Origin of the sequence: Lautropia dentalis (assembly GCF_003892345.1) — a bacterium.
In the GTDB taxonomy this organism is placed as follows: domain Bacteria; phylum Pseudomonadota; class Gammaproteobacteria; order Burkholderiales; family Burkholderiaceae_E; genus Lautropia; species Lautropia dentalis.
The window spans coordinates 1,631,575-1,654,954 of sequence record NZ_RRUE01000002.1; the positions used below are offsets into that span (position 1 = coordinate 1,631,575).

At 63.0% G+C, this 23,380-nt stretch carries 18 protein-coding genes and 1 pseudogene; 3 read left to right on the forward strand and 16 right to left on the reverse strand.

All coding sequences use genetic code 11. The annotated features are described in order from the left end of the window. The first annotated feature begins 271 nt into the window (after positions 1-271). Positions 272-1,762 carry a serine hydrolase domain-containing protein gene (locus EHV23_RS14675; protein WP_125096716.1) on the forward strand — a complete coding sequence of 497 codons (1,491 nt, stop codon included), beginning with the start codon at positions 272-274 and terminating at the stop codon, positions 1,760-1,762. A gap of 164 nt (positions 1,763-1,926) precedes the next feature. On the opposite strand, the gene EHV23_RS14680 is transcribed toward EHV23_RS14675, so the two are convergent. The 8 genes and pseudogenes from EHV23_RS14680 to EHV23_RS14710 form a co-directional block, all read right to left on the reverse strand. Next, positions 1,927-3,750 carry a class I adenylate-forming enzyme family protein gene (locus EHV23_RS14680; RefSeq protein ID WP_125096717.1) on the reverse strand — a complete coding sequence of 608 codons (1,824 nt, stop codon included), beginning with the start codon at positions 3,748-3,750 and terminating at the stop codon, positions 1,927-1,929. Positions 3,751-3,800: 50 nt separating this feature from the next. Continuing rightward, the gene (locus EHV23_RS14685) at positions 3,801-4,352 is read right to left on the reverse strand and encodes a carboxymuconolactone decarboxylase family protein (protein ID WP_158616002.1); all 552 of its coding nucleotides are present in this window, start codon (positions 4,350-4,352) and stop codon (positions 3,801-3,803) included. Positions 4,353-4,408: 56 nt separating this feature from the next. Beyond that, positions 4,409-4,918: a TIR domain-containing protein gene (locus EHV23_RS15380; RefSeq protein ID WP_158616003.1), complete on the reverse strand. Its 510-nt coding sequence runs from the start codon at positions 4,916-4,918 to the stop codon at positions 4,409-4,411. A gap of 101 nt (positions 4,919-5,019) precedes the next feature. After that, positions 5,020-5,856, reverse strand: a complete 837-nt coding sequence (locus tag EHV23_RS14690) for a hypothetical protein (protein ID WP_125096719.1) — start codon at positions 5,854-5,856, stop codon at positions 5,020-5,022. A 101-nt stretch (positions 5,857-5,957) separates the two neighbouring features. Beyond that, complete coding sequence (locus EHV23_RS14695) at positions 5,958-6,239, reverse strand: acyl carrier protein (RefSeq protein WP_125096720.1); 282 nt, start codon at positions 6,237-6,239, stop codon at positions 5,958-5,960. 20 nt (positions 6,240-6,259) lie between these two features. Continuing rightward, the gene (locus EHV23_RS14700) at positions 6,260-8,035 is read right to left on the reverse strand and encodes a fatty acyl-AMP ligase (protein ID WP_125096721.1); all 1,776 of its coding nucleotides are present in this window, start codon (positions 8,033-8,035) and stop codon (positions 6,260-6,262) included. A 409-nt stretch (positions 8,036-8,444) separates the two neighbouring features. Next, positions 8,445-9,600, reverse strand: a pseudogene (locus EHV23_RS14705) (IS3 family transposase). Positions 9,601-9,817: 217 nt separating this feature from the next. After that, complete coding sequence (locus EHV23_RS14710) at positions 9,818-11,986, reverse strand: malate synthase G (protein WP_125096722.1); 2,169 nt, start codon at positions 11,984-11,986, stop codon at positions 9,818-9,820. 295 nt (positions 11,987-12,281) lie between these two features. On the opposite strand from EHV23_RS14710, the gene EHV23_RS14715 reads away from it, so the two are divergent. Then, positions 12,282-12,689 carry a DUF4298 domain-containing protein gene (locus EHV23_RS14715; protein WP_158616004.1) on the forward strand — a complete coding sequence of 136 codons (408 nt, stop codon included), beginning with the start codon at positions 12,282-12,284 and terminating at the stop codon, positions 12,687-12,689. 370 nt (positions 12,690-13,059) lie between these two features. Next, the gene (locus tag EHV23_RS15385) at positions 13,060-15,123 is read left to right on the forward strand and encodes a hypothetical protein (RefSeq protein ID WP_158616005.1); all 2,064 of its coding nucleotides are present in this window, start codon (positions 13,060-13,062) and stop codon (positions 15,121-15,123) included. A 246-nt stretch (positions 15,124-15,369) separates the two neighbouring features. Here the strand turns inward: EHV23_RS15385 and nqrM are convergent, their stop codons facing one another. From nqrM to EHV23_RS14760, 8 genes are read right to left on the reverse strand one after another with little or no spacing between them, the layout of a single operon-like run. Then, the gene (gene nqrM, locus EHV23_RS14725) at positions 15,370-15,603 is read right to left on the reverse strand and encodes a (Na+)-NQR maturation NqrM (protein WP_238990509.1); all 234 of its coding nucleotides are present in this window, start codon (positions 15,601-15,603) and stop codon (positions 15,370-15,372) included. 5 nt (positions 15,604-15,608) lie between these two features. Beyond that, positions 15,609-16,784, reverse strand: coding sequence for an FAD:protein FMN transferase (locus tag EHV23_RS14730; RefSeq protein WP_125096725.1), 1,176 nt, complete (start codon positions 16,782-16,784; stop codon positions 15,609-15,611). A gap of 8 nt (positions 16,785-16,792) precedes the next feature. Continuing rightward, positions 16,793-18,016 carry an NADH:ubiquinone reductase (Na(+)-transporting) subunit F gene (gene nqrF, locus EHV23_RS14735; RefSeq protein ID WP_125096726.1) on the reverse strand — a complete coding sequence of 408 codons (1,224 nt, stop codon included), beginning with the start codon at positions 18,014-18,016 and terminating at the stop codon, positions 16,793-16,795. A 31-nt stretch (positions 18,017-18,047) separates the two neighbouring features. Next, on the reverse strand, positions 18,048-18,656 hold the full coding sequence (gene nqrE, locus EHV23_RS14740; RefSeq protein WP_125096727.1) for an NADH:ubiquinone reductase (Na(+)-transporting) subunit E: 609 nt from the start codon (positions 18,654-18,656) through the stop codon (positions 18,048-18,050). An 18-nt stretch (positions 18,657-18,674) separates the two neighbouring features. After that, positions 18,675-19,346, reverse strand: a complete 672-nt coding sequence (locus EHV23_RS14745; RefSeq protein WP_125096728.1) for an NADH:ubiquinone reductase (Na(+)-transporting) subunit D — start codon at positions 19,344-19,346, stop codon at positions 18,675-18,677. 2 nt (positions 19,347-19,348) lie between these two features. Next, on the reverse strand, positions 19,349-20,293 hold the full coding sequence (locus EHV23_RS14750) for a Na(+)-translocating NADH-quinone reductase subunit C (protein ID WP_125096729.1): 945 nt from the start codon (positions 20,291-20,293) through the stop codon (positions 19,349-19,351). Then, entirely contained in the window at positions 20,283-21,509 is a 1,227-nt protein-coding gene (locus EHV23_RS14755) for an NADH:ubiquinone reductase (Na(+)-transporting) subunit B (RefSeq protein WP_125096730.1), read from the reverse strand. Before EHV23_RS14755 ends, EHV23_RS14750 begins: the two co-directional genes overlap by 11 nt. Before the next feature lie 6 nt (positions 21,510-21,515). Then, a complete protein-coding gene (locus tag EHV23_RS14760) occupies positions 21,516-22,868 on the reverse strand; it encodes a Na(+)-translocating NADH-quinone reductase subunit A (RefSeq protein ID WP_125096731.1) in 1,353 nt (450 codons plus the stop codon). Positions 22,869-23,380 lie beyond the last annotated feature (512 nt).

Sequence of the window (23,380 nt, forward strand, 5' to 3'; positions counted from 1 at the left end):
GGACGAGCATGTTAGGCTGTGCCGCTCCTACAACCCGGCATGACGCCGTGCCGTTGCAGGGGGGCTGCGAAGGTGCTGCGATACCCGTATGTCGTAGATCTGTTCAATTCTGCAAAAACCCCCGCGAAATATCCGCTGGACCTGCAGGGAAAACGTAGTGGAACCCGTTCATGGGCCGGCGTGTCCAGGAACGGCTCTGCCAACATGATCATGCCTGCCGCGCACGGCATCATGCAGCACTGAGACGCGCGTTGTGCGCGGGAGGTATTGCGTGATATTTGCTCACAAATCACCCCGGCTGATTCTGGCATTGCTGCTGGCCGGCAGCACCCTGGCGGGAACCGTTCAGGCCGCTTCTGAGATTGCAGCGCAGGTTTCTGCGCGAGACAGCCTGGAGGCTGCGCGGCAGGCATTTCATCAGGTGCCGCCATCGGTATTGTTACCCCGGTCCTCCAGAGCGCTGCTGCCCAAAACGAATGACACGCAGACTCCTCTGCCAAAACTGGACCAGGCACAGCAACAGGCTGTCCAGCAGATCATCAAGGCTGCCGCACAGCGCGCAGCGCAGCGCCAGGCCCAGAAGGGAGGGGCCCAGTCAGGACAGACTCCGTCGCCATCGCTGGCCGATATCCTGCAGCTCGACAATGACCGCCACGTCAATCTGGCGCTGGAGAAGCTTTTCCCGCATACCGTCGTTCCCCGGGGTGGACATGCTGTTTCAGAACTGCCGCGGGCCCTCAGAAACATGGAGGCCGTACGCATTTCCACAGGAGATTCCGGCTCTATCAGTGTGAAGGACTGGATGAACGACACGGCGACCGATGGCCTCCTGGTGCTACACCGAGGGCAGATCGTCTATGAGTTCCGTGACAGAGCGATGGGTGAGCAGCAGCCGCATGCGCTCTGGTCCGTAGGAAAGTCCCTGGCCGGACTGGTGGCAGCCGATCTTGTCCAGGAAGGAACGCTGGATGCTTCGGCTCCCATCTCCCATTATCTGCCGGACATGCAGGGCAGTGCCTGGGAAGATGCCACCGTGCAGGAAACTCTGGACATGACGACGGCCATTGGCTATGAAGAGGGCGTGACGGTCGAGACGCCGGGCGTCATACATTATTTGATTGCGGCCGGCATGATTCCTGCACCAGAAGGCTACACAGGGGAAAAAAATGTCGGGGATTTTTTGAAAACCCTGTCGAAGGCCGGCGAGCATGGGCAGGTTTTCCGTTACAAGTCCGTCGATACTGATGTGATCATTCGCGTGATGGAGAAGGTGACCGGCAAGTCTTATGCCGAGCTGCTGTCCGAACGGATCTGGCAGCCCATGGGGGCCGAGACGAATGGCTATGTGCTGCAGGATGGATCGGGGGCGCAGCTGGCTGGCATGGGAGCAGGCAGCATCCTGCGGGACCTGGGACGTCTGGGTGAGGTTCTTCGGCTGGAGGGACGTTACAATGGGCAACAGATCCTGCAGCCAGGTACGGTAGAAAACATCCGACAGGGTGGCAGCCGCGAGGCGCTGCAGGCCAGTCCCGATGGCAGCCGGTGGACGGGGTATTCATACCATGACTTCTGGTGGGTGTCGCATGACGAGGATGGTACTTTCGAGGCCAAGGGTTTCAGTGGCCAGCACATCCATGTCAATCCGGCTGCCGAGCTGGTGATCGTCAAGCTTTCGTCCTACGGTACCCCCGATCCGTTTGCCACGCATGTGCAGGATCGCCGCGCCTTTGCCGCCATTGCCGGGCTGGTGCGGGGCAACTGAGACGCGCCGTCCTGTCAGTCAGGGCATTCTCCAGCGTGTGAATGCCCTGTGCAGAATCAAAAGAAACGCTGGCAGCCGAAGGGAGGACAGCTGCCAGCGCAAAAGGGTGGGAAACAGGGGAAAAATGCAGTGGGATGAAAACCTCCGGTGTTACTTTCCCTGCATCAATGGACGAAGATGGGGCGGTTGGCCTCGATGACTTCACCGGATTCGGTGCGGTCACGGAAGGTACGCTTGAGGGTCTTGCCGGTAAAGCCGAGCGGAAACTCGTCATAGGCAATGACATCCAGATGAACGAGCTGGCTGTCGTGTGGCAGCATGGCATTGAGTTCCTGCATCAGGGTGGTGCCGGTGATCTGGAAACCCTCGCGAAGCGCAACGGCCACAGCCGGTGACTGACTGCCGTCTTCCTGGCGGGCGCCGTAGACGCAGCAGTCGTAGATGGCCGGGTGCTTGTGAATGATCTCTTCCATGGGCAGGCTATAGATGTCGCCATCACGGCCATGGATCACGTCCACTTCGCGGTCAAGCTGCACCAGGTTTCCGTCAGGCAGCTGCTTGACCACATCACCCGTGAAGAACCAGTCACCCGTGTGCTCGGCATAGGTTTTTTCGTGGTTGTTCCAGTAGCCAGGCGAAACGGTTTTGCCTCGCACGTAGAGCCGACCGATCTCTCCGCGGCGTGCCCGTTTCCCGTCTTCGCGAAGCACCATGAAATTCGGCCCGAAGGGTACGGAGCCATAGCGGCCGACACGACGGTCGAATTTCCTGGTCAGCGTGGTGATGTAGCGCATGACCGTGGGGGTTCCTACCTCGCTCGATCCTTGTGAGTCCACGAACATGGAGCCCGGAATAGGCAGGCCGATGTTGCGAAAGAAGCAGCCGACCTGAACAAACTTGCGTTGAAAGGCCTCATGTGCCGCATCGGCTGTGCAGCCCCAGATTTTCATGGAACTGAGGTCATGGCGATCCATGTCTTCGCCTGCCATCTGGATGTAGGCATATGGAAAGCTGAAGAAGGCGGCAAAACGGCCCTGGGAGAGTCGCTCCAGCGCGCGTTTCGGGTCGAACTGGAAACGGATGTCGGAGGCCCAGTAGGTATTCATGCCGAAGATCAGGGCCGAGTTCAGGGTCGTGACGCAGGCTTGGTGATTGAAAGGAACGAGTACGTAGACACGGTCCCTGGGTGTGACGGCACTGTAGATCACCATGCCGCGTGCGGCGTGGCTCTGACCCTCGTTGGAGAGAATGACGGCCTTTGGAAATCCGGTGGTACCCGAGGAATGGGTCAGGTAGATGGGGTCCTGGGGCTTGCGGGGAACAGGGGCCATCGGTTGTGCTACCTTCGCCAGTGCTTCCTCGATCCACGAGACCGATTTGAACGACGGTATGGCTGTAGAGATGCGGGCTTCCAGGTCCTCACGGGCGCTGGCTTCCGTGACCGTGCTTTCGGCCATCACTACATGGGAGATGCCGCCAAACCTGGCTTTTTCCTCAATCAGGCGAGTGATGGTGGGCGTATCGGTGACCATGATCCTTGCACCGATGTTGACCAGATAGGGGTCGAGTTTGTCGGCCGCAAAATCGGAGTTGAGCGGGCAGGCCACGCCGCCGCCACGAATGGCACCCAGCATGATGACATGCATGTCGAAGTGGTTTTTCTTGACGACGGCGACCCGGTCTCCGTAATGCAGCCCCATTTGCTGCATGAACATGGCACCCAGATAGCCGGCAGTTTCGTCGATCTGCCGAGCGGTCCATGTGAAATCGTCGGTGTAACGTCCGGTGTGCTGCGGGACGTGCCACAGGACGGGGTCATCCGTTTCGAAAATTCTGATATCACCGTGGCGTCGGGCGGACTCGACAGGAATGCGCTCCAGCGCGATGGGGCGCAGTGCCAGAAAAAGGCGACGGTAGAACCCCATTCTGTGCATGACGAAGGCCAGATAGGCAAGTAGCAGGATGCCGATGATTCCCAGAATATTCATGTTGGATGTCCTCTTGAATGATGGAGTTGTTATGTTCGCTATCCGTCATATCAGCCCTTTTGTTGCTGAAGACTGGCCAGGTGGTCTGATTCGATCTCGAATGGAATGTTCCACGCGTTGAACATCTGCTCGAAGCCATTGGCAATGACGATGTCCACGATCTGCTCTTCCGTGAAATACTGTTCGAGATTCTCGAACGTGCGCTGCGACACGGCACGTTCTGTGGCGTATTCTCTAACCAGACGCAGGGCAGCCCTTTCTGCGGCAGAAAATGGTGCCGCCTCGTTGTCGATCTCCGAAAGGTGCTTGAAGCGTTCCGGACCGATACGCTGTTGAAGGGCCTGGGCAAGGGCCAGATCCTGACAGAAGGCGCATCCGTTGTACATCGAGGCGCTGGCCTTGATCAGCAGTCGCAGGTCGTCAGGGATGCGCATACGACTGCGCTGGAACTTGTCGATGCTGCCGGCTATTTTCAGCAGAGATGGCTTTCGTGAGTAGATCACGCGCATCGGAGCGATGGTCTTGCCGTACTGGCGTTTGGTAATCCACGAGGCAATGCGCAGTAATGGGCTCCAGGAAGGAGCGGGAGTGTCGAATCTCATGCGTGCAAGTATCTCCTTGATACCGGACAAACCGGCGTTGGCGGGATGGAATGTGCTTATCCGAAGGGCTGATCCCGCATGTCGAGCAGCAGGGTGCGCAGATCTCCGAAATTTCGGACGATATGCGTGCAGCAGGACAGCATGGCAAGGTTGCGCACCATGTCCGTGACGGCGATAACCGTCCTGCCCTGTTGCCAGGCACTGTATATTTCTATTGCTGTGCCCATGCTTGCCTGGTGGTTGGGCAGACAGGCGATGCATACATCGCATTGGCCGGCCAGATCCGTCAGCTCATGAAAACAGGCGGTCAGGGCCTGAATCGATGCAGGCAGCGCTAGTGGGTTGACCGTGGGCTGGTCCGTCAGTGTATGCAGAACATCCCGGATGCCGGCTTCCTGCGAGGCGAGTTTCTGCTTCATCAGTCGGCCCGGACAGTGCACGGTGGCATCGGGAAAGCATTCGTGGATAATGCTTTCGATCTCCCTCCGGTATGTCTGGTCGACGTCGATGTTGTCCCGGCGGGATCCCTGCATGGTGCCGGCGATGAAAAAGTGTTTATCCGCCATCCTTCTCCTCATGCGTGTGGTTGTGTCAAGGTTCGTCACTGCGGAGGCCTGGTTTGCGGTCGCTGCGATTACTGGCCTTGCCATTGCTGTGGTGCGGGCGTTTAGTCGTTTCGTATTCGGTAGGGGGCGTAGTCGATGTGCACGGGTGCATGGCGCTCATAGATGTTCACGCCATCGAGCACGAAGGTTTCCAGATCGTCGGCTGTACAACCGAGGGAGTCTCCCATCCGGACCATGGCCTCGGGAAACCCCGCTTCATCGGCCCGGATGAACTGCCCCTGATTGTTTCTGACCAGCAGGTGATCACGCTGGACCGGTTGGCCGTGCAGCAGTGCGATGGGGTAGATCAGTTCGGACATCTCCAGCGTATCCCGCAGGATTACCCGGATGGACAGGTTGTTCTGTTCGCCGTGATAGAGCAGGGGCTTCAGAAAGTCACCCTCGGGTGGCTTGTTGCCGGCCTGATTTTCGGTGTTCAGGTTGAAGGCGCGTGCAATGACGGCATGTCGCCGCTCGGGGCTGTAGCGGGTATAGAGCAGGTTGATGTTCGTACCATGGGCATCGACTACCAGTTTTGCACTGCGTGTGGTGCCCACGTCATCGCACCGGTTGGGATAGGCAGGCACCTCGAAGCGTCTGCGTTCATGTTCCTCTCCGTCTGGGGATAGTTCGATCGGAACCCGGTGCAGCAGGTAAGGGTCCAACAGGAATCGTCGGCGGCCCTGGGTGCAGAGCAGGGCGATATGGCGACGGTCATTCAAATAGGTCTGTTCGCAGTCCAGACCCGCCTCGCGAAGCCTGTCGCCCAGCAGATAGCTCTGCCACACGCAGGACACACCAAAACGCTCTGGTGGAGTCTGGTTCTCGAATACCTTGTAGAACTGGCTGATGCTCGTGTAGGGAACCTCGATCAGGAGGTTCTCCAGGGTCTGCGTCAAGATATGGAGTGTCGGGTCGCCTCCGTCAAGGATGGACGGGGCGTTTCGCGGGTGAATGTTCTGCGTCGTTGAACGGGCAGGGGTATGCATGGGAAAGCTCCTCAGCCATGTGGCTGCTGTGGAAGGTTCTGGGCCGATTGCAGAAAGAATTCACTCAGATCCTCGACCGTGGAAATGTGGGCCATGTCTTCGGCGTAAGGAACGGGGATGCCGAAGTGGGCGTTCATGTCCCCGGCCACTAGGGCCATGACCAGTGAGTCGGCGCCATACTCGCCGATGTCCACGTCGTTCCGGATTTCTTCGAAAGGTATTTCCAGCGTCTTGGCCAGGCACGAACGGATGCGCCCGTTGACGCTGCGGTAATCGATGGAAGTGGTATTCATGATGTGGTTGCTCCGGTGATTCAGGCAGGGCTGCCGGCCTGGGCTTGTGTCTGTGGCCGAAGGCGGCGTCGAGGCGGCTGGAACTGTCCCTCCCGGTATAGTTGTGCAGACTGCTGGCGTTGGACCTTGCCGGATGATGTCTTGGGAACACTGCCCACGTTGACGATGACCACGTCGGACAGTGTCAGCTGGTGTTCGAGACGCACGGCCTGGATGATGTCCCGGCGTAGTGTGTCGGCTTCATCGAGAACGACCCGCCTGGGGGCTTCAACCACCAGTACCACGTCGCTTTCTCCGAACTGGCTATGAAAGGCCGTGGCCCGGTAGAGCGGAAGGTCCGGGTGTTGAAGCTGTGCGGTGCGCTCGATGTCCTGCGGGTAATGATTGACCCCGTTGACGATGATCAGATCCTTGCGTCGTCCGCAGATGAAGAGTTCTCCTTCATGGATGAAGCCCAGGTCGCCGGAAAGGACATAGCGGGAGTGTCCGTTGTGCTCCAGGTCGTAGCCGAAGGTGGCTTCGGTTGCTTTTGTGTTGTTCCAGTAGCCGTCGCCTTCGCTTTCGCTGGCCACGGCGATTTCACCCACTTCGCCCTGCGGGGTGTCCTCGTGGGTGGCCGGATCGACGATGCGTACGCGTGTGCCGACTCCGGTGACGCCACAGCCTACCAACCGGATGCTATCCGTGGTGTCCGTGGTGGTTTCCACACGGTGTTCGCCCAGTGCCGGGGCAGCGAACCGGCCAAAGTTGGTGGTATTGCCCGGATGAAGACCTGTTATCATAAGGGTGCATTCGGCCATACCATAGCTGGGACAAAAGGCGGTGGGCCTGAAACCGACGGATGAGAATCTCTGGAAGAACGCTTCGATATCGTCTGCAATGATGGGTTCTGCACCGCAGACGGCTGCGTGCCATGAAGAGAGATCCAGGGTGGCCAGGTCTTCATCGGGAATGCGCCGCGCGCAGTGCGAAAACGCAAAGTTCGGCGCCGCGCTGAAGACGTGGTGATGGGTGCTGATTTCACGCAGCCAGATGTAGGGGCGGGTGATGAAATCCTGCGGTGTGGTGAGTACGCCGGTCTGCCCCAGGTAGATGGGCTGCAGAAGTCCCGTACACAGCCCCATGTCGTGATAAAGGGGCAACCACGAAACGGTGTCGGTATATTCGGTGAGCCCGTACCGGTACTGGATGTCGCGCTGGTTGCAGACGATGGCATGGTTGCGAATGACGACGCCGCGCGGTGCCGCGGTTGAACCCGAGGTGTACTGCAAAAAGGCTACTCCGTCGGGATGTGCCACGTCCTCTGCGCCATCGGATGTCGTGTTCTGCAGGATTTCCTCGATGCCCTGCATCGGCAGGTTCTGGCTGAAATGCGCTGCCGTTCCCGAGAGATGCCTGACCAGTGCGTTGAGGTTGCGCTCATCGAGCAGCATCAGGGCGGCGTCAGAGTCCTGGAGGATGGCGTTGAAACGTCCCAGCCCCTTGTCTTTCGGTTTGGCTTTGGGAATGGGGATTTGGATGGGGATGGCGATGCAGCCTGCCATCAGGCAGCCCATGAAGGCCGGGTGGAAGGTGCGGTCATTGTTGGAGGGAAGCAGGATGCGTGATCCCGGTTTAACCGTGCGTCGCAGCCAGGTGGCCACGCGCTGTGACTGGTCAAACAGCTCGCCGAATGTCTGGATGACGCGTTCGCTGTGGGGGGACATGAATTCGAACGCGACCGCATCAGGGCGGTGAAGGGCGTGATGAGCGAGTGCGGCGGTAATAGTGGGGTAGCGTGGCTGTATGTCTGTCATGACTCCGTTGCTGGGTTTTCTGGCCTTTGCTCCGGAGATGCTGTGTCTCTGGAGCTAGCCGGTTCGGTTAGGTGGTTCGCCTGGAAACAGTATTCATGTTTATCAAAATCAGGCGGGTTACGTTTTCAGAGATACTACAAAAACACATTTTTTGTTGATACTGGCAAATTTTGTGGCAGATGTCTGGTGCGGATTTTGTATGGCGGGACGGGTGTTTTCTGGATATTTTCATGTAAACTCTCTGTAAATTTCCTGTTTTCGGTAGAGAGGGGTATGGAGTCAATGCAGAAGCAAGTTTTATGTGCTTGCTATTATTTTTGTTTACTGAATTTTTAGAGGTTGGGTTAGGTGTTTATGGCAGTGAGGTGTACTGTCAACCGCAGACAGTTGCTTTTAATGTGAAGTCCGTTCAAAGAAGGCATTGCCTGAAGGCCACTGGCGACTGGTAGCCAAGTGCACTGTGCAGTCGCTGACGGTTGTAGAACACCTCGATCCACTCGGTGATCGCCGCTCGTGCCTGCGCACGTGTGGCAAAACGCCGCTGGTACAGCAACTCGTTCTTGAGCGATCCCCAGAAACTCTCCATCGGCGCGTTGTCGTAGCAGTTTCCCCGCGTGACATCGACACCCGCATGCCCAGGGCATCAAGTCTTTCACGGTAGCGACTTGCGCAGTACTGGCTTCCCCGATCGGAATGATGCAGTAGCCCGGGTTTGGGGCGGGTATACCGGACAGCCCGATTCAGAGCCTCCAGTGTCAGCTCGTGTGTCATGCGCCTCGACATGGCGTAGCCGACGATCTCCTGAGTGAACACGTCCTTCACGCCAGCCAGATACAGCCAGCCTTCATCCGTACGCACATAGGTGATGTCTGTCAGCCAGACCTTGCCCGGTGCGTCGGCACTGAAGTCCTGGGCCAGCAGATTGGGCGCTACAGGCAAGGTGTGTGCCGAGTCCGTGGTCGTGCGAAAGCAGCGTTTCTGCCGGCAGCGCAGGCCCATCTCGCGCCGTAGACGTCCGACACGATCCCGTCCGACCTTCTGTCCCTGGTGCCGCAACAGCGCATGTACGCGCAGCACCCCATAGGTCTGGCGCCCCGCCTCGTGAGCCGCCCTGATGTGAACACGCAGGCGCTCGTCGTCTCTGGCCCGTTGGCTGGGCTGGCGCTTGAGCCAGGCCAGATAGCCGCTGCGAGAGACCTCCAGTGCCCGACAGGCCACGGTCAACGGGTACCCCTTGCCGTGAACCCTGTCCTTCAGGAACGCGTACCTTGCAGGGACTCCTTCGCAAAGTACGCGGCGGCCTTTTTTACGATCTCTCGCTCCATCTCGGCACGGGCCAGCTCCCGGCGCAGTCGCACCACCTCGGCCTGAAGCTCCTCGCGGCTGGCCTCGGCCACACCCGAGAATGGCTTGCTCGGCCCCTTGGCCTTGACCACCCAGTTGGCCAGTGACCCCTTCGGAACCCCCAGCCTGGCGGCGACCTCGGCTTGCGAAAGTCCTTGTTCAAGGACCATCCTGACGGCCTCCGTCCTGAACTCGGCCGTATAACTCTGATTCTGTTTCATCCGTTGACCCTCCATGGCCATTCTCCCGCATGTGGGTGTCTACGGAAGTCAGGCTACCTCAATGCTGGGCGCACGGAAAAAAGGAACCGGGGCAACCCCGTGAGAGGTTGCCCCGGTCTGTGTGGCCATGACGCGGGATCATGCCATCGTCGAATTGTCCGCAGACGGGCTGGACTCGTCAGGGAAAGGAATGGGCCATCTGGCCCGGCCGTGTGGCTTATTTCTGCAGCGACGCCTTCAGCTCCTGCCGCCGGGCGTGCAGCACCGGCTCGGTGTAGCCGGCCGGCTGTGCGCAGCCCTTGAACACCAGATCGCAGGCGGCCTGGAAGGCAATGCCGGTGAAACCGGGTGCCATGTTGCGATAGGCCGGGTCGCCCGCATTCTGCTTGTCCACCACGGCGGCCATGCGCCGGAAGGTCTCTTCCACCTGCTCGCGGCTGACCACGCCGTGACGCAGCCAGTTGGCCATGTGCTGGGAGGAGATCCGGCAGGTGGCGCGGTCTTCCATCAGGGCCACGTCGTTGATGTCCGGTACTTTCGAGCAGCCCACGCCCTGGTCCACCCAGCGCACCGCATAGCCCAGAATGCCCTGGGCGTTGTTGTCCAGCTCGGCCTGCCTGTCGGCTTCGGACCAGTCCGGACTGGCGGCCACGGGCACGGTCAGGATGTCGTCCAGCTTCGCGCGCGGGCCGCCTGCGGCAATCTCCTGCTGGCGGGCCAGCACGTCCACCTGGTGATAGTGGGTAGCATGCAGTGTGGCGGCCGTCGGGCTGGGCACCCAGGCGGTGTTGGCGCCGGCTTTGGGGTGGCCGATCTTCTGCTCCAGCATGGCATGCATCAGGTCCGGCATGGCCCACATGCCCTTGCCGATCTGTGCAATGCCCGACAGGCCACAGGCCAGCCCCACATCGACGTTGTTGTCCTCGTAGGCCAGAATCCACGGCTGGGTCTTCATGTCGCCCTTGCGCACCATCGGGCCGGCCTCCATCGAGGTGTGGATCTCGTCGCCGGTGCGGTCCAGGAAGCCCGTGTTGATGAAGGCCACGCGCGACTTCGCCGCCCGGATGGCTTCCTTCAGGTTCACGGTGGTGCGCCGCTCCTCGTCCATGATGCCCAGCTTCACTGTGTTGGCCGGCAGGCCGAGCACCTGCTCGACGTGGTTGAAGATCTCGTTGGCAAAGGCCACTTCCTCCGGCCCGTGCATCTTCGGCTTGACGATGTAGATCGAGCCACGGGTGGAGTTGCGGGCACCGCCGGTCTTTTTCAGATCGTGCAGGGCGATCAGCACCGTACACATGGCGTCGATCATGCCCTCGGGCACCTCGTTGCCGTCACGGTCCAGAATGGCCGGGCTGGTCATCAGGTGCCCCACATTGCGGATCAGCATCAGCGAACGACCCTGCAGGCTCAGCTCGCCCTTGCCGTCGGGCGTGGTGTAGACGCGGTCCGGGTTGAGCCGGCGGGTGAAGGTTTTGCCGCCCTTGGACACTTCCTCGGTCAGATCACCCTTCATCAGGCCCAGCCAGTTGCGGTAGACGGCGGCCTTGTCCTCGCCATCGACGGCGGCAATGGAATCCTCGCAGTCCATGATGGTGGACACGGCGGCTTCCAGCACGATATCGGCCACACCGGCCGGGTCGGCCTTGCCGATCGGGCTGTTGCGGTCGATGCGCAGGTCGATGTGCAGCCGGTGATGGCTGAGCAGCACGGAAGAGGGCGCTGCGGCGTCCCCCTGGTAGCCGGCCAGCAGCGATGGATCCTTCAGCCCGGTCGTGCCGGCCGGTGTGGTGGCCTGCAGCTGGCCATTGACCACCGCGTAGGCGGTCACGTCGGCATGGCTGCCCTGCGCCAGGGGTGCCACCTCATCCAGAAAGCGCTTGGCCCAGGCGATCACCTGCGCACCGCGTGCCGGATCGTAGCCCCTGCCGGCGGGCAGGCTGCCCAGCGCATCGGTGCCGTAGAGGGCGTCGTACAGGCTGCCCCAGCGGGCATTGGCGGCGTTGAGCGCATAGCGGGCGTTCATCACCGGCACCACCAGCTGCGGGCCGGGTACCTTCGCGATGGCATCGTCCACGTTGGGGGTGTCGATGGCAAAATCCGGCCCCTGCGGCACCAGATAGCCGATGTCCGTCAGAAAGGCCCGGTAGGCGGCCATGTCGGTGATGGGACCGGGGTGGGCACGGTGCCAGGCGTCGATCTGCTGCTGGATTTCGTCCCGTTTGGCCAGCAGGGCACGGTTTTTCGGGCCCAGATCGTGAATCAGGGACGACAGCCCCTGCCAGAAGGCGTCGGAGGCTACACCAGTACCGGGCAGCGCTTCCCGCTCGATCATGTCATGAAGGGGGGCCGACACCTGAAGGCCGAATTTCTCGATACGGCGGGTCATGTGAGAGTCTCCTTGAAATGGGTGTGAAGCGTGCCGTGAATGCATTCGTCCCTGCACGGGCGAGCGGGTCGTCCACCGGCCGTATCGGCCACAGGCACATTCAGCCTTGCACAGGCAACTGGCGATCCTGATGGCGCTGCGGGATGCCGCCCTGGCCCTGAAGCGCTTGCGGACTTTTGCAGAGGGTCCCTTGCGCAGGCGAATGGGTTCACAACACGTCTCGGGGCAGTATACTCGCGCGCAGCCGCCCCACCGGGCGCCGGAACATCAGCGAAAACCCTTGGTACTCCTCCCCATGATCGATAGAACTGCCGGTGACGCCAGCGTGCCCGCTGGTGACGAAACCCGTCCGGAGGCTGGTACCGGAGGGGACCGCGAAGCCCCCATGCACATGCTTCCCGCGGCCGAACTGGACCGCATTCGCCAGTTCGAGGCGCTCTACAACGAATGGGCAGCCATGCTGCCAGCGCTCGAAGCGGCCCAGCAGCAGTGGCAGCAGGCCCGGACCAGATTGCAGGCGCTGCGTGCCTATTACTTCGACGGTGACTGGCGCGCACACATGGAGGCCGATGAGGCCGGACGCATCCCAGCAGACCTGCCACGCGGCATCCTCACCGAAGACACGCTCTACAACGCCTTCATCGCCGAGCGTGAGCTGGCGCTGGAATGGGTGCAGCTGGGCGCCCAGGCACTGAAGGAATAGGAATAGAACAGGAACAGGGATAGGGCGCCGAAGGTGTTGAGGCGACTGTAGCGGCAGAGGTCACGGCTTGCTGCTCACTGCAGGATTGGCGTTGACGGGGGGTACCGGTTGCTGTCGGGATGGCGGGCACGGCTGGGGTGTCGGTTACTGTCCCGGATGGTGGCCACGGCTGGGGTGTCGGTCACTGCCGGGTTAAAGATCGCTTCATCGCTTTAAAGAAGGCTTCAGGATTTTAAAAATAGCGTCGCTGGCCGCTTTTCCGGCTGTGGGGCAGGGGTTTGACTTGCGGAAACGGGGTTCTGCTGCAAGACTAATGGCCCCCGGGATCATCCGGGAATTGTGCCTGTTGCGCCCTGATGCCACTGCCCACATGACTTCTGCCTTCTCCCGACTGACCCTGCTCGCCGCTGCCCTGTCCTGTACTTTCGGTGCCCACGCAGCCACCTCGCGCAGCGATGTGGCCCGCCCGACGGATTTCACGGCGGTTGCCGTGACCAACGGCCCGGTGATCTGCCGTTCCGGCAAACTGCTCACCTGCGGCCGGCAGGTGGCAGGCAAGCTCGGCATGCCCGGCGGCAGCGCGGCCCACTCGGCCTACCGCTTCGTGGAAGAAGACTTCACCTTCGACAGTGGCGTGGGCATTTTCCTGCAGACGGCCGTCAGTGCCGCCCGCAAGGCCGGTCAGCCCGACTGGCGCCGGCGCCTGGCCTTCCGCAAGGTGCCCGAGGGCTATCAGCTGGTGCAGGTGGGGGTGCAGTATCGCTGCCAGGGGGGCGAATGGCAGAAGGCCGCCTGCGGCTCCATGAGCGCGGCCGGCAAGGCGGGTAGTGCTGCTGCCGCTTCGGCCGGGCGGCCGGGCGCTCCGGCGCCTGCCGGCGGCTCCGTCCAGGCTGGCGCTTCTGCGCAGGCCGGTGTGTCCGCCCGGACCGATGCGCCATCGAAAGCCGGTGCGTCCGCGCAGGCAGGCGCTGTCCCGAAGGCCGATGTGCCGTCCCAGCCAGGGGCTGCATCGCGGGATGCTGCTTCGGCGTCACCTGCTGCCGGCCATCAGGCGGCAGGGGCCGCTTCGGGCACGGGGGCTGCAGCGGCCGGGGCTGCCGCTGCACGGCAGATGTCCGGAGCGGGCCAGAGCGCCACGGCACAGGATGCTGCGCCCGCGGGTCTCTCCGGGCAGGGAGCCGCACGGCAGGGGGCTGCCACTCAGCCCGCGCCTGTACAGGAGGCCGGCCATCGCCCGCCGGTCAGCAGCATGCCCGGGACTGCAGATACCGGCAATACGCCAGGCAACCCGCCGGCCGACCGGCACGATACGCCTGCGCCGACCACGCCGGCCACACCCACCGAAACGCTGCAGTCGGCAGATACGCCGGCCAGCGTGCCTGCGCTGGACGCACGCTGGCGCCCGCGCCAGGATGCCACCGAAACCGGGGATGCCGCCGCCAGCTCCCCCTACGGTTCCGGCAGCCAGCATCACCGGCCGGTTCCGGTGGGTGAAGACCGCGAAGACAACACGCCTGGGCGTCATGCCGGCGGTCGTGATGCTGCCCCGCTGGCAGCCCGTGAGCGGCCAGCCGACATCGTGGCGGCCGAACCCTCGCTGTCGGCCAGCCAGCTCAAGCAGATGCACGAAGCGGAGGCCTCGCTGGCCCGCGCCACCGCTGCGCAGACGCCTGGTGTGGTCGATGCCGGGACACGTGCCGGTGCCGTCACGGCCGGCAAGGCCACGACCAGAACCCCGTCGGGTGTTCCCATGAACACGGCAGCTGCCGATGCCTCTGGCCTGTCCGTACCGGGGAACGCGGCCTTCGGTGCTTCGGGCAAGGGGGGCAGCCGTTCCTCCTCCACGGCGGCACCGGCATCCGGCGGTGCCGGTGACACGGCCATGCCCGGTCTGGCCGGTACGGCCACGGCCGCTGGTGGCTCGCAGGGCGCTTCCGTGGCCGACATCCCGGCCGACCTGATGGTGCCGGCCCCCAATGGCGTCCCCGATGTGGCCGAGCGGGGAGGCCGTGGTGGCCAGGTTCGCGTGCCTGCCACCCATCCCGCCACCGTGCACAAGGCCAGTGGCTTCATTCCGGTGGCCCTCACCACCGAGAACGCCACCCAGCTCGCGCGCCCCTGCGAACAGCCCATCGACACCTGCGGCCGTCAGGTCTTCGAGAGCCTGTTTGCCGAAGAGGCCCGCGTGCTTGCCAGCCTGCCGCCCAGCCAGAGCCGCCGCGAGAGTTTCATCTACGCCGACCAGCCTGTGACCAGTGCCGTGTATCTGGTCACCGTGGTCGACCTGCCCGGCGAGATCATCGCCGGCGAGCGCATCCGCATCGAGTTCGTGCGCCGGGGTGCTGGCTGGGTGGCTGCCTCGGCCGGCCGCCAGTTCAAATGTCACCGCGGTGAACTCTCCCGCCTGACCTGGACGGACCGCCAGTGCCAGTGAACCCGTGACACAGGAACCGGCACTTCATTGAGCGCATGAGGCCGCCACGGAATGGATGTGGTTCTGCCATCATGAACACCCACACATGGCACCGGACGGCATCACGGCCAGGCGGCGGCAGGCCATGCGCGCCTGATCACGCTGTTTCTGATGCCAATCAAAAACGGGGGTATCCGGCCATCTTCCGATAGTCCGGGCATGGAGACTAAAGTGCCGCAGGACTTTTGCAGAGGCTCGTTAACGCATCTAAAGCACCTCGCCGCGCGCCTCTGCCTTTCCTGCGGCCTGCCGTTTGCCGGCTGGATCGTTGCTGCGGCATTTCGTGAAGTCATTGCCGCAGATCCCGCAGGATTTTTCGATCCCCAGGTTCGCAATGCCGCCGCATGAGCCTGCAATCGGCTTGCGGCCGGCCATTACCCCTATGGCCATGCCCGCCACCACCAGCAGCATGATGCCAAACACCAGAAGCCATACCACCATCACCGTCACTCCCCATCCAGACGCTGGTTCGAAGATACCGGAAAACGCTGCTCGAATGCCGGCGTCGTGCGCGTGGCAAACCCGCTGGGTGTCCGGCTGACCAGCAGGGCGGCCAGCTGGTGCCGCACCGCGTAGTTGTACCCCTGTTCAGGCCCGAGCACCATCAATAGCGTCGACAGGCCATCAGCCTGCATGGCGCTGTCCGTGATGACCGTGGCCGCCGCCAGTTTGTGCGTGATGGGCGACAGGGTGCGCGGGTCGATCAGGTGCGACAGCCGGCGCCCGTTTTCCTCGCGATAGATGCGATAGTCACCCGAGGTGGAAATGGCCATGTCACGCAGGCTGACGATCCGCTGTGCCACCCGGGCGTCGTCCAGCGGCGCTTCCACCCCGATCCGCCAGGGCTGGCCATCCGGCTTCTGGCCGCCGGCCCGCATCTCGCCGGTGACCTCGATCAGATAATTGCGAATGCCCTGGGCGGCAAAGCGCGCCGCCATCCGGTCGATGATGTAGCCCGCCGCAATGCTGTTGAACTCCACCGTGATGGGCGCATCCTTGCACAGCCGGTCGCCATCGATGCGCAGATGCTGCATGCCGGTCCGGGCGCGCAGGGCCTGCAGGGCATCGTCACCGGTGGTGGCTGGATTTGTGTCGGTACCGGATGTTGCCGCATCGTTGCCCGGTGAGGCCGGCTTGCCTCCCGCATCCACCAGCTGCGCCACGGTCAGCCCGTCCCCGTTGCCGCTCCGGGCAGCCGCGGCCCGCTCGCGCGCGGCCTTCGGGCCGAATTTCCAGTAGTCCAGCACCGGCAGCAGGGTTACGTCGTAGGCACCGTCACTGTCGGCTGCCAGTTTTCGTGCGGCCCGGGCCAGGTCGATGGCCATCGGTGGCATGGTCTGGCAGGTACCGGCAGGCGCGGCGTTGAAGCTCGCCAGCGAGGAATCGTCCCGGTAGGTCGAGACCGAGCGGTCCAGCTCGTCCAGCAGCTGCCGGATGCTGGCCTGGACGGCTTCGGGGCTGGGTGTGCCCTCGTTGCGCACGTAGCTGATGTGGTAGCTGCTGCCCATGGTCGGGCCGGTCAGCTTCACCGTGTCGGGCTGGCAGGCTGCCACCATCGGGGCAAGGCCCAGCAGCGGCAGCAGCCGGCGCAGCAGATGCCAGCGGTGGACGAATGCGTTCATGACATGCGCTAACCACCAAAGTCGTCGAGGAAGATGCTGTCGCGCTCCACCCCGAGATCGGTCAGCATCTTGATGACCGCGGCGTTCATCATCGGGGGGCCGCACATGTAGTATTCGCAGTCTTCGGGGGCCGGGTGGTCCTTCAGATAGTTTTCGTACAGCACATTGTGGATGAAGCCGGTCGGACCGGTCCAGTTGTCCTCCGGCAGCGGATCGGACAGCGCCAGATGCCAGGTGAAGTTCGGGTTGTCCTTCGCCAGCTGGTCGAACTCGTCCACATAGAAGGCCTCGCGCAGCGAGCGCGCCCCGTACCAGAAGCTGATCTTGCGCTTGCTGTGCAGGCGCTTGAGCTGGTCGAAGATGTGCGAGCGCATCGGGGCCATGCCGGCGCCACCGCCGATGAACACCATCTCGTTGTCGGTTTCCTTCGCGAAGAATTCGCCGAACGGGCCGTACACCGTCACCCTGTCGCCGGGCTTCAGGTTGAACACCCACGACGACATCTTGCCCGGCGGGATGTCGCTGCTCTTCGGCGGGGGCGAGGCCACGCGGATGTTGAACTTGACGATGCCCTTCTCGCCGGGATAGTTGGCCATGGAATAGGCGCGGATCACCGGCTCGTCCACCTTCGAGATGAAGCGCCAGAGGTCGAACCGGTTCCAGTCGTCGTGATAGTCCTCGTGGATGTCGAAATCGCGGTAGTTCACTTCGTGCGGCGGGCATTCCAGCTGCACATAGCCGCCGGCGCGGAAATCGACGTTCTCGCCCTCGGGCAGGCGCAGGGTCAGCTCCTTGATGAAGGTGGCCACGTTGTGGTTGGACTCCACCGTGCATTCCCACTTCTTCACGCCGAACACTTCTTCCGGCACGCGGATCTTCATGTCCTGCTTGACCGGGGTCTGGCAGGACAGGCGCCAGCCCTCGGCGGCATCGCGCCGGGTGAAGTGGGCCTCCTCGGTGGCCAGCATCTCGCCACCGCCCGATTCGACGATGCACTTGCACTGCGCGCACGAACCGCCGCCACCGCAGGCCGACGACAGGAAGATGTCCTGGCCGGCCAGCGTCTGCAGCAGCTTGCCGCCCGCCGGGACGGTGATCTTGCGTTCGCCGTTGATCTCGATGGTGACATCGCCGCTGGACACCAGCCACGCCCGGGCCACCAGAATCAGTGCCACCAGCGACAGCACGATCACCGTGAACATGCCGACGCCGAGCAGGATTTCAGAGTTCATGAAAGGCTTTCTCCCTGATCCGGCCGGGCGCTCACAGCTGCACGCCCGAGAACGACATGAAGGCCAGTGCCATCAGGCCGATGGTGATGAAGGTGATGCCCAGACCCTGCAGCCCGTCGGGCACGTCACTGTACTTGAGCTTCTCGCGGATGCCGGCCAGCAGCACGATGGCCAGCGCCCACGACAGGCCGGAGCCGAAGCCGTAGACGCAGCTCTCGCCGAAGGTGTAGTCGCGCTCGACCATGAAGAGCGTGCCACCCATGATGGCGCAGTTCACCGTGATCAGCGGCAGGTACACGCCCAGCGCGTTGTAGAGGCTGGGCACATACTTGTCGAGCAGCATTTCCAGGATCTGCACGATGGCGGCGATCACGCCGATGTACGACAGCAGCCCCAGAAAGCTCAGATCCACGTCCGGCAGCCCGGCCCAGCGCAGCGCGCCCGGCTTGAGCAGCCACTGAAAGAGCAGATTGTTGGCCGGAATCGTGATGGCCTGCACCACCACCACCGCCACGCCCAGGCCGATGGCCGTCTGCACCTTCTTCGAGATGGCGATGAAGGTGCACATCCCCAGGAAGAACGCCAGCGCCATGTTCTCGATGAACACGGAGCGAAAGAACAGACTCAGATAATGTTCCATGTCGTCATCCTTGCGGGATCAGTAGTCCTGCGTCTCGCGCACGTTCGGAGCCAGCCGGTAGGCGGGGGCCTCCATCTGGTTCTTCTTCCAGGTGCGCAGACCCCAGATGATCAGCCCGATCAGGAAGAAGGCCGACGGCGGCAGCAGCAGCAGGCCATTGGGCACGTACCAGCCGCCGTCGTTCACGACCGGCAGGATGGAAACGCCGAACAGCTTGCCGGCGCCCAGCAGCTCGCGGATCGTGCCGAGGATCATCAGCATCGTGCTGTAGCCCAGCCCGTTGCCGATGCCGTCCCAGAACGACAGGATGGGCGGATTGGCCATGGCAAAGGCTTCGGCGCGGCCCATCACGATGCAGTTGGTGATGATCAGGCCGACGAACACCGACAGCTGCTTGGACAGCGAGAAGGCATAGGCCTTGAGCAGCTGGTCGACGATGATCACCAGCGAGGCGATGATCACCATCTGCACGATCATCCGGATCGAGCCCGGAATCTGGTGGCGGACCATCGAGATGAACATGCTGGAGAAGGCCGTCACCAGAGTCAGCGCAATGGACATCACCAGCGCCGTCTTCAGGTTGGATGTCACCGCCAGTGCCGAGCAGATCCCCAGGATCTGCAGCCCGATCGGGTTGTTCTTGATGATCGGGTCGAAGAGGACTTCGCGAATGGTGGGTTGTGCAGCCATGCTTAGCGTCCTCCCTCGGCAGTGGCAATCAGGTCATGGGGCAGGGCGACCCCGGAAGACGTGGAACCATCGTGGCGCCCGGCCGGTGTGGCTGCGCGTTCCGCGGTTACCCGGGCTGTTGCCGGCGTCCCTGCCGGGTGTGCCGTGCCGGCCACCTTCACCGATCCGTCCTTCAGGTGCGCAATGAACGGCCCGAAGCCCTGCGGTCCCAGCCAGAACTTCAGCAGGTTGGCCACGCCCTTGCTGGTCAGGCTGGCACCGGCCAGCCCGTCCACCTGGTGGGCGGCCTTCGGGTTCGATGGATCGACCGACCCCTTGATGATCTGGATGTCGGGCCTGCCGTCATCGGCAAACACCTGCTTGCCCGGCCACAGGGCACGCCAGCGCGGGTTGTCCACCTCGCCCCCCAGGCCGGCCGTCTCGGCGTGCTGGTAAAAGCCCAGGCCCACCACCGTGTTCAGGTCGGCCTTCAGCGCAATGAAGCCGTGCAGTGTGGACCACAGCCCGTAGCCGCGCACCGGCAGGATCAGCGTCTGCAGCTGGTGCTGGTCGTTTTCCACCAGATACACCACCGTTTCGTTCTCGCGGCGGTGGATGGAGGCGATGTCATCGGCACCGGCAAGGCCGATCGATTGGGCCGGATCCTTGGCGGCCTCCAGCGGGTCGAAGGTGGCCGGATCCTGCTTCGTGGTGAACTGGCCGGTCTTCAGGTCGACCACCCGGGCCTGGATCTTTTCCGCGAAGACCTTCTGGACCTGCCCGGCCGGTGCATCCGCGCTGGACAGGCCGGCAATTTCCAGAATGTAGCGCTGCTTGTCGAGCAGCTTGTTCTCGATCTGTGTCGGGCGCAGCAGCACGGCGGCGCTGGCCACGATGATCGAGCACACCAGGCACATCACGAAGGCCACCGTGACGGTGCGAACGATCGATTCCTGCTTATTGGACACGGCGTCTGGCCCTCCGCTTGATGTTGGCCTGCATCACGAAATAATCGATCAGCGGGGCGAACAGGTTGCCGAACAGGATGGCCAGCATCATGCCCTCCGGGTAGGCCGGGTTGATCACCCGGATCATCACCACCATCAGGCCGATGATGATGCCGAAGGCCCACTTGCCGGCGTTGGTCATGGCAGCCGACACCGGGTCGGTGGCCATGTACATCATGCCGAAGGCAAAGCCCCCCAGTACCATGTGCCAGTACCAGGGCATGGCGAACATCGGGTTGGTGGCGCTGCCCATCAGGTTGAAGAGCCCCGACAGCACCATCATGCCGAGCATCACGCCGGCCACGATCCGCCAGGCGGCGATGCCCGTCAGCAGCAGCAGGCCGCCGCCCAGCAGGATGGCCAGCGTGCTGGTCTCGCCCACGGCGCCCGGCATGAAACCGAGGAAGGCATCCGTCCAGGAGAGCCCGTGCTGGGTGAGGGCGGCCACACCCCCGTCCTTGGCCATGCCCAACGCCGTGGCGCCCGAGTAGCCGTCCACCGTCGTCCAGATGGCCGCGCCCGACATCGAGGCCGGATAGGCAAAGAACAGGAAGGCCCGGCCGGCCAGTGCCGGGTTGATGAAGTTCTTGCCGGTGCCGCCGAACACTTCCTTGCCCAGCACCACGCCGAAGCTGATGCCCAGCGCCACCTGCCACAGCGGAATGGTGACCGGCAGGGTCAGCGCAAACAGGATGGAGGTGACGAAGAAGCCTTCGTTGATCTCGTGCCGGCGAATGGAGGCGAAGAGGATTTCCCAGAAGCCGCCCACCGCGAAGGTGACGGCATAGACCGGCAGGAACCACACCAGCCCGTGCACGAAGCAGGCCAGGATGCTGTTGGGGTCGAAGCCCACCAGCGACTGCACCAGCCCGAAACGCCAGCCACCCTGGGCCGCCAGCAGGTCAGGACTGGCGGCATAGAGCAGGTTGGCCTGGTGACCGGCGTTCCAGAGGCCGAAGAGCATCGGCGGGAACGCGCAGAGCCAGACCAGGATCATGATCCGCTTGATGTCGATGGCATCGCGCACGTGGGCCGTGGATTTCGTCACCAGGCCGGGGCGGTACAGGAAGGTATCGACCGCCTCGTACAGCGCATACCACTTCTCGTACTTGCCGCCCTTGTGCAGGTGCGGCTTGATCTTCTGTTCCAGATGATCGCGGATTTTCTGGAAATTCATGTCCGCTCAGCCCTCCTTCTCGATGCGGGTCAGGTTGTCCCGCAGAATCGGGCCATATTCATACTTGCCGGGGCAGACATAGCTGCACAGTGCCAGGTCTTCCTCGTCCAGTTCCAGACAGCCCAGCTGCTGGGCCATCTCGGTGTCGCCGATGATCAGGTAGCGCAGCAGCTGTGTGGGCAGCAGATCCATCGGCATCACCGCCTCGTAGCTGCCCACCGGCACCATGGCCCGCGGACTGCCCTGTGTGGAGGTGTCGAGCTTCAGCAGCCCCGGCCCGCCGAACAGCGCCGACAGAAACGCCCGGGTGGCCGAATGCTTGCGCCGCCCCAGACGCAGGAAGTGCAGCAGCGGCCGGTCGTGCCCCTCGGCCAGGCAGCTCACCTGCAGATCGTAGCGGCCCAGATACGCGCAGGCACCGCGCGCCGTGCGGCCGCCCAGTACGGAGCCGGAGATCACGCGGTTGTCGCCGTCTTCCAGCTCGCCGGCCGTCAGTTCGTTCAGGTCGGCGCCCAGCCGGGTGCGAATGAGGCGCGGGTTCTTCACCACCGGCCCGCCCAGGGCGACGATCCGATCGGTGTACAGCTCGCCCGTGGTGAACAGGCGGCCGATGGCGATCACGTCCTGATAATCGATGGTCCAGACCGTGCGCGTGGCATCGACCGGATACAGGAAATGGATGTGCGTACCCGCCAGACCGGCCGGGTGGGGCCCCTCGAAAATTTCGGCCGTCACGTCGGGCAGCTCTTCGCCGGGCAGCTCGGTACCCGGGGCCCGGCAGAGATACACATGCGCCAGCCGGCTCAGCACCGCCAGGCCATGGCGAAAGTCATCGGCCTGCACCTGGATGATGGGGAACGGCGTGGCCGCCAGCGGCCGGGTGTCGATGGCCGTGACGAAGATGTGCGCCGGCGTGGCGTCCACGGCCGGCACCTTGCTGAACGGCCGCGTGCGCAGCGCCGTCCACAGGCCCGAGGCCTGCAGCGTCTCGCGGATCCGTTCCGGGGGGAGGGTGGCCAGTTCGGCCGGCGTACAGTGCCCGAACTGCACGGCGCTGTCCGGCACCGATTCGTCGCCCACCTCGATGACCACCGACTGCAGCACCCGCCGCTCGCCGCGGTTGATGGCGCTCACCGTCCCGGCCGCCGGTGCCGTGACCTGTACACCCGGATTCTTCTTGTCGGAGAAAAGGGGCTGGCCCTTCTTCACCCGGTCTCCCACCTGGACCGCCATCGTGGGCTTGAGCCCGTGGTAGTCGAACCCAATCACGGCCACGCTGTGCACTGGCTTTCCCGTGTCGATGAGCAGCCGGGGGGCCCCGGCAATGGGAATGTCCAGGCCACGCCTGATTCTGAGCATCTCGTTCGTGCCTGCGTCAATAAGTTGATATCCAGGGAAGGACCGGTGACGGCAGCCGGCTGTGTGGACCGCGTCCACCACAACCGCGCACCACGGCCAGCATGCGCGCCGAATGCGCCTGACCAGGGGCTTCCCAGCGTCGATGCCGGATTCTAGAGCGTGTCATGGGCACGCTTTGGGATAAACGACCCCTGCACGTGTCATGGATTTGTTAACTCCAGTGAAGTGAACAGGGACACGGCGCTTCCATGGGCCAAGTCTGGCCAGCATCTTCTGCCGCTGATTCTAAAAAATGGCTGCCCGCCTGTCTGGCAACCGGCCTGCCTGCCGGTCTCCCCGCGTTCGCAATCCTAGACGCAGATCAAGATTTGCCCATCTTTGCCGGCTCCTGCGCCGCTTCGCGTGCCGGACGCCGCTGTTCGGCCCGGCAACGGCCACCCTTGAAGCCTCGCACCTTTTCCTTTCCGGCAAAGCCTGTTCGTGAAGCTTCTCACCTTTCCCGGCATGGCAAC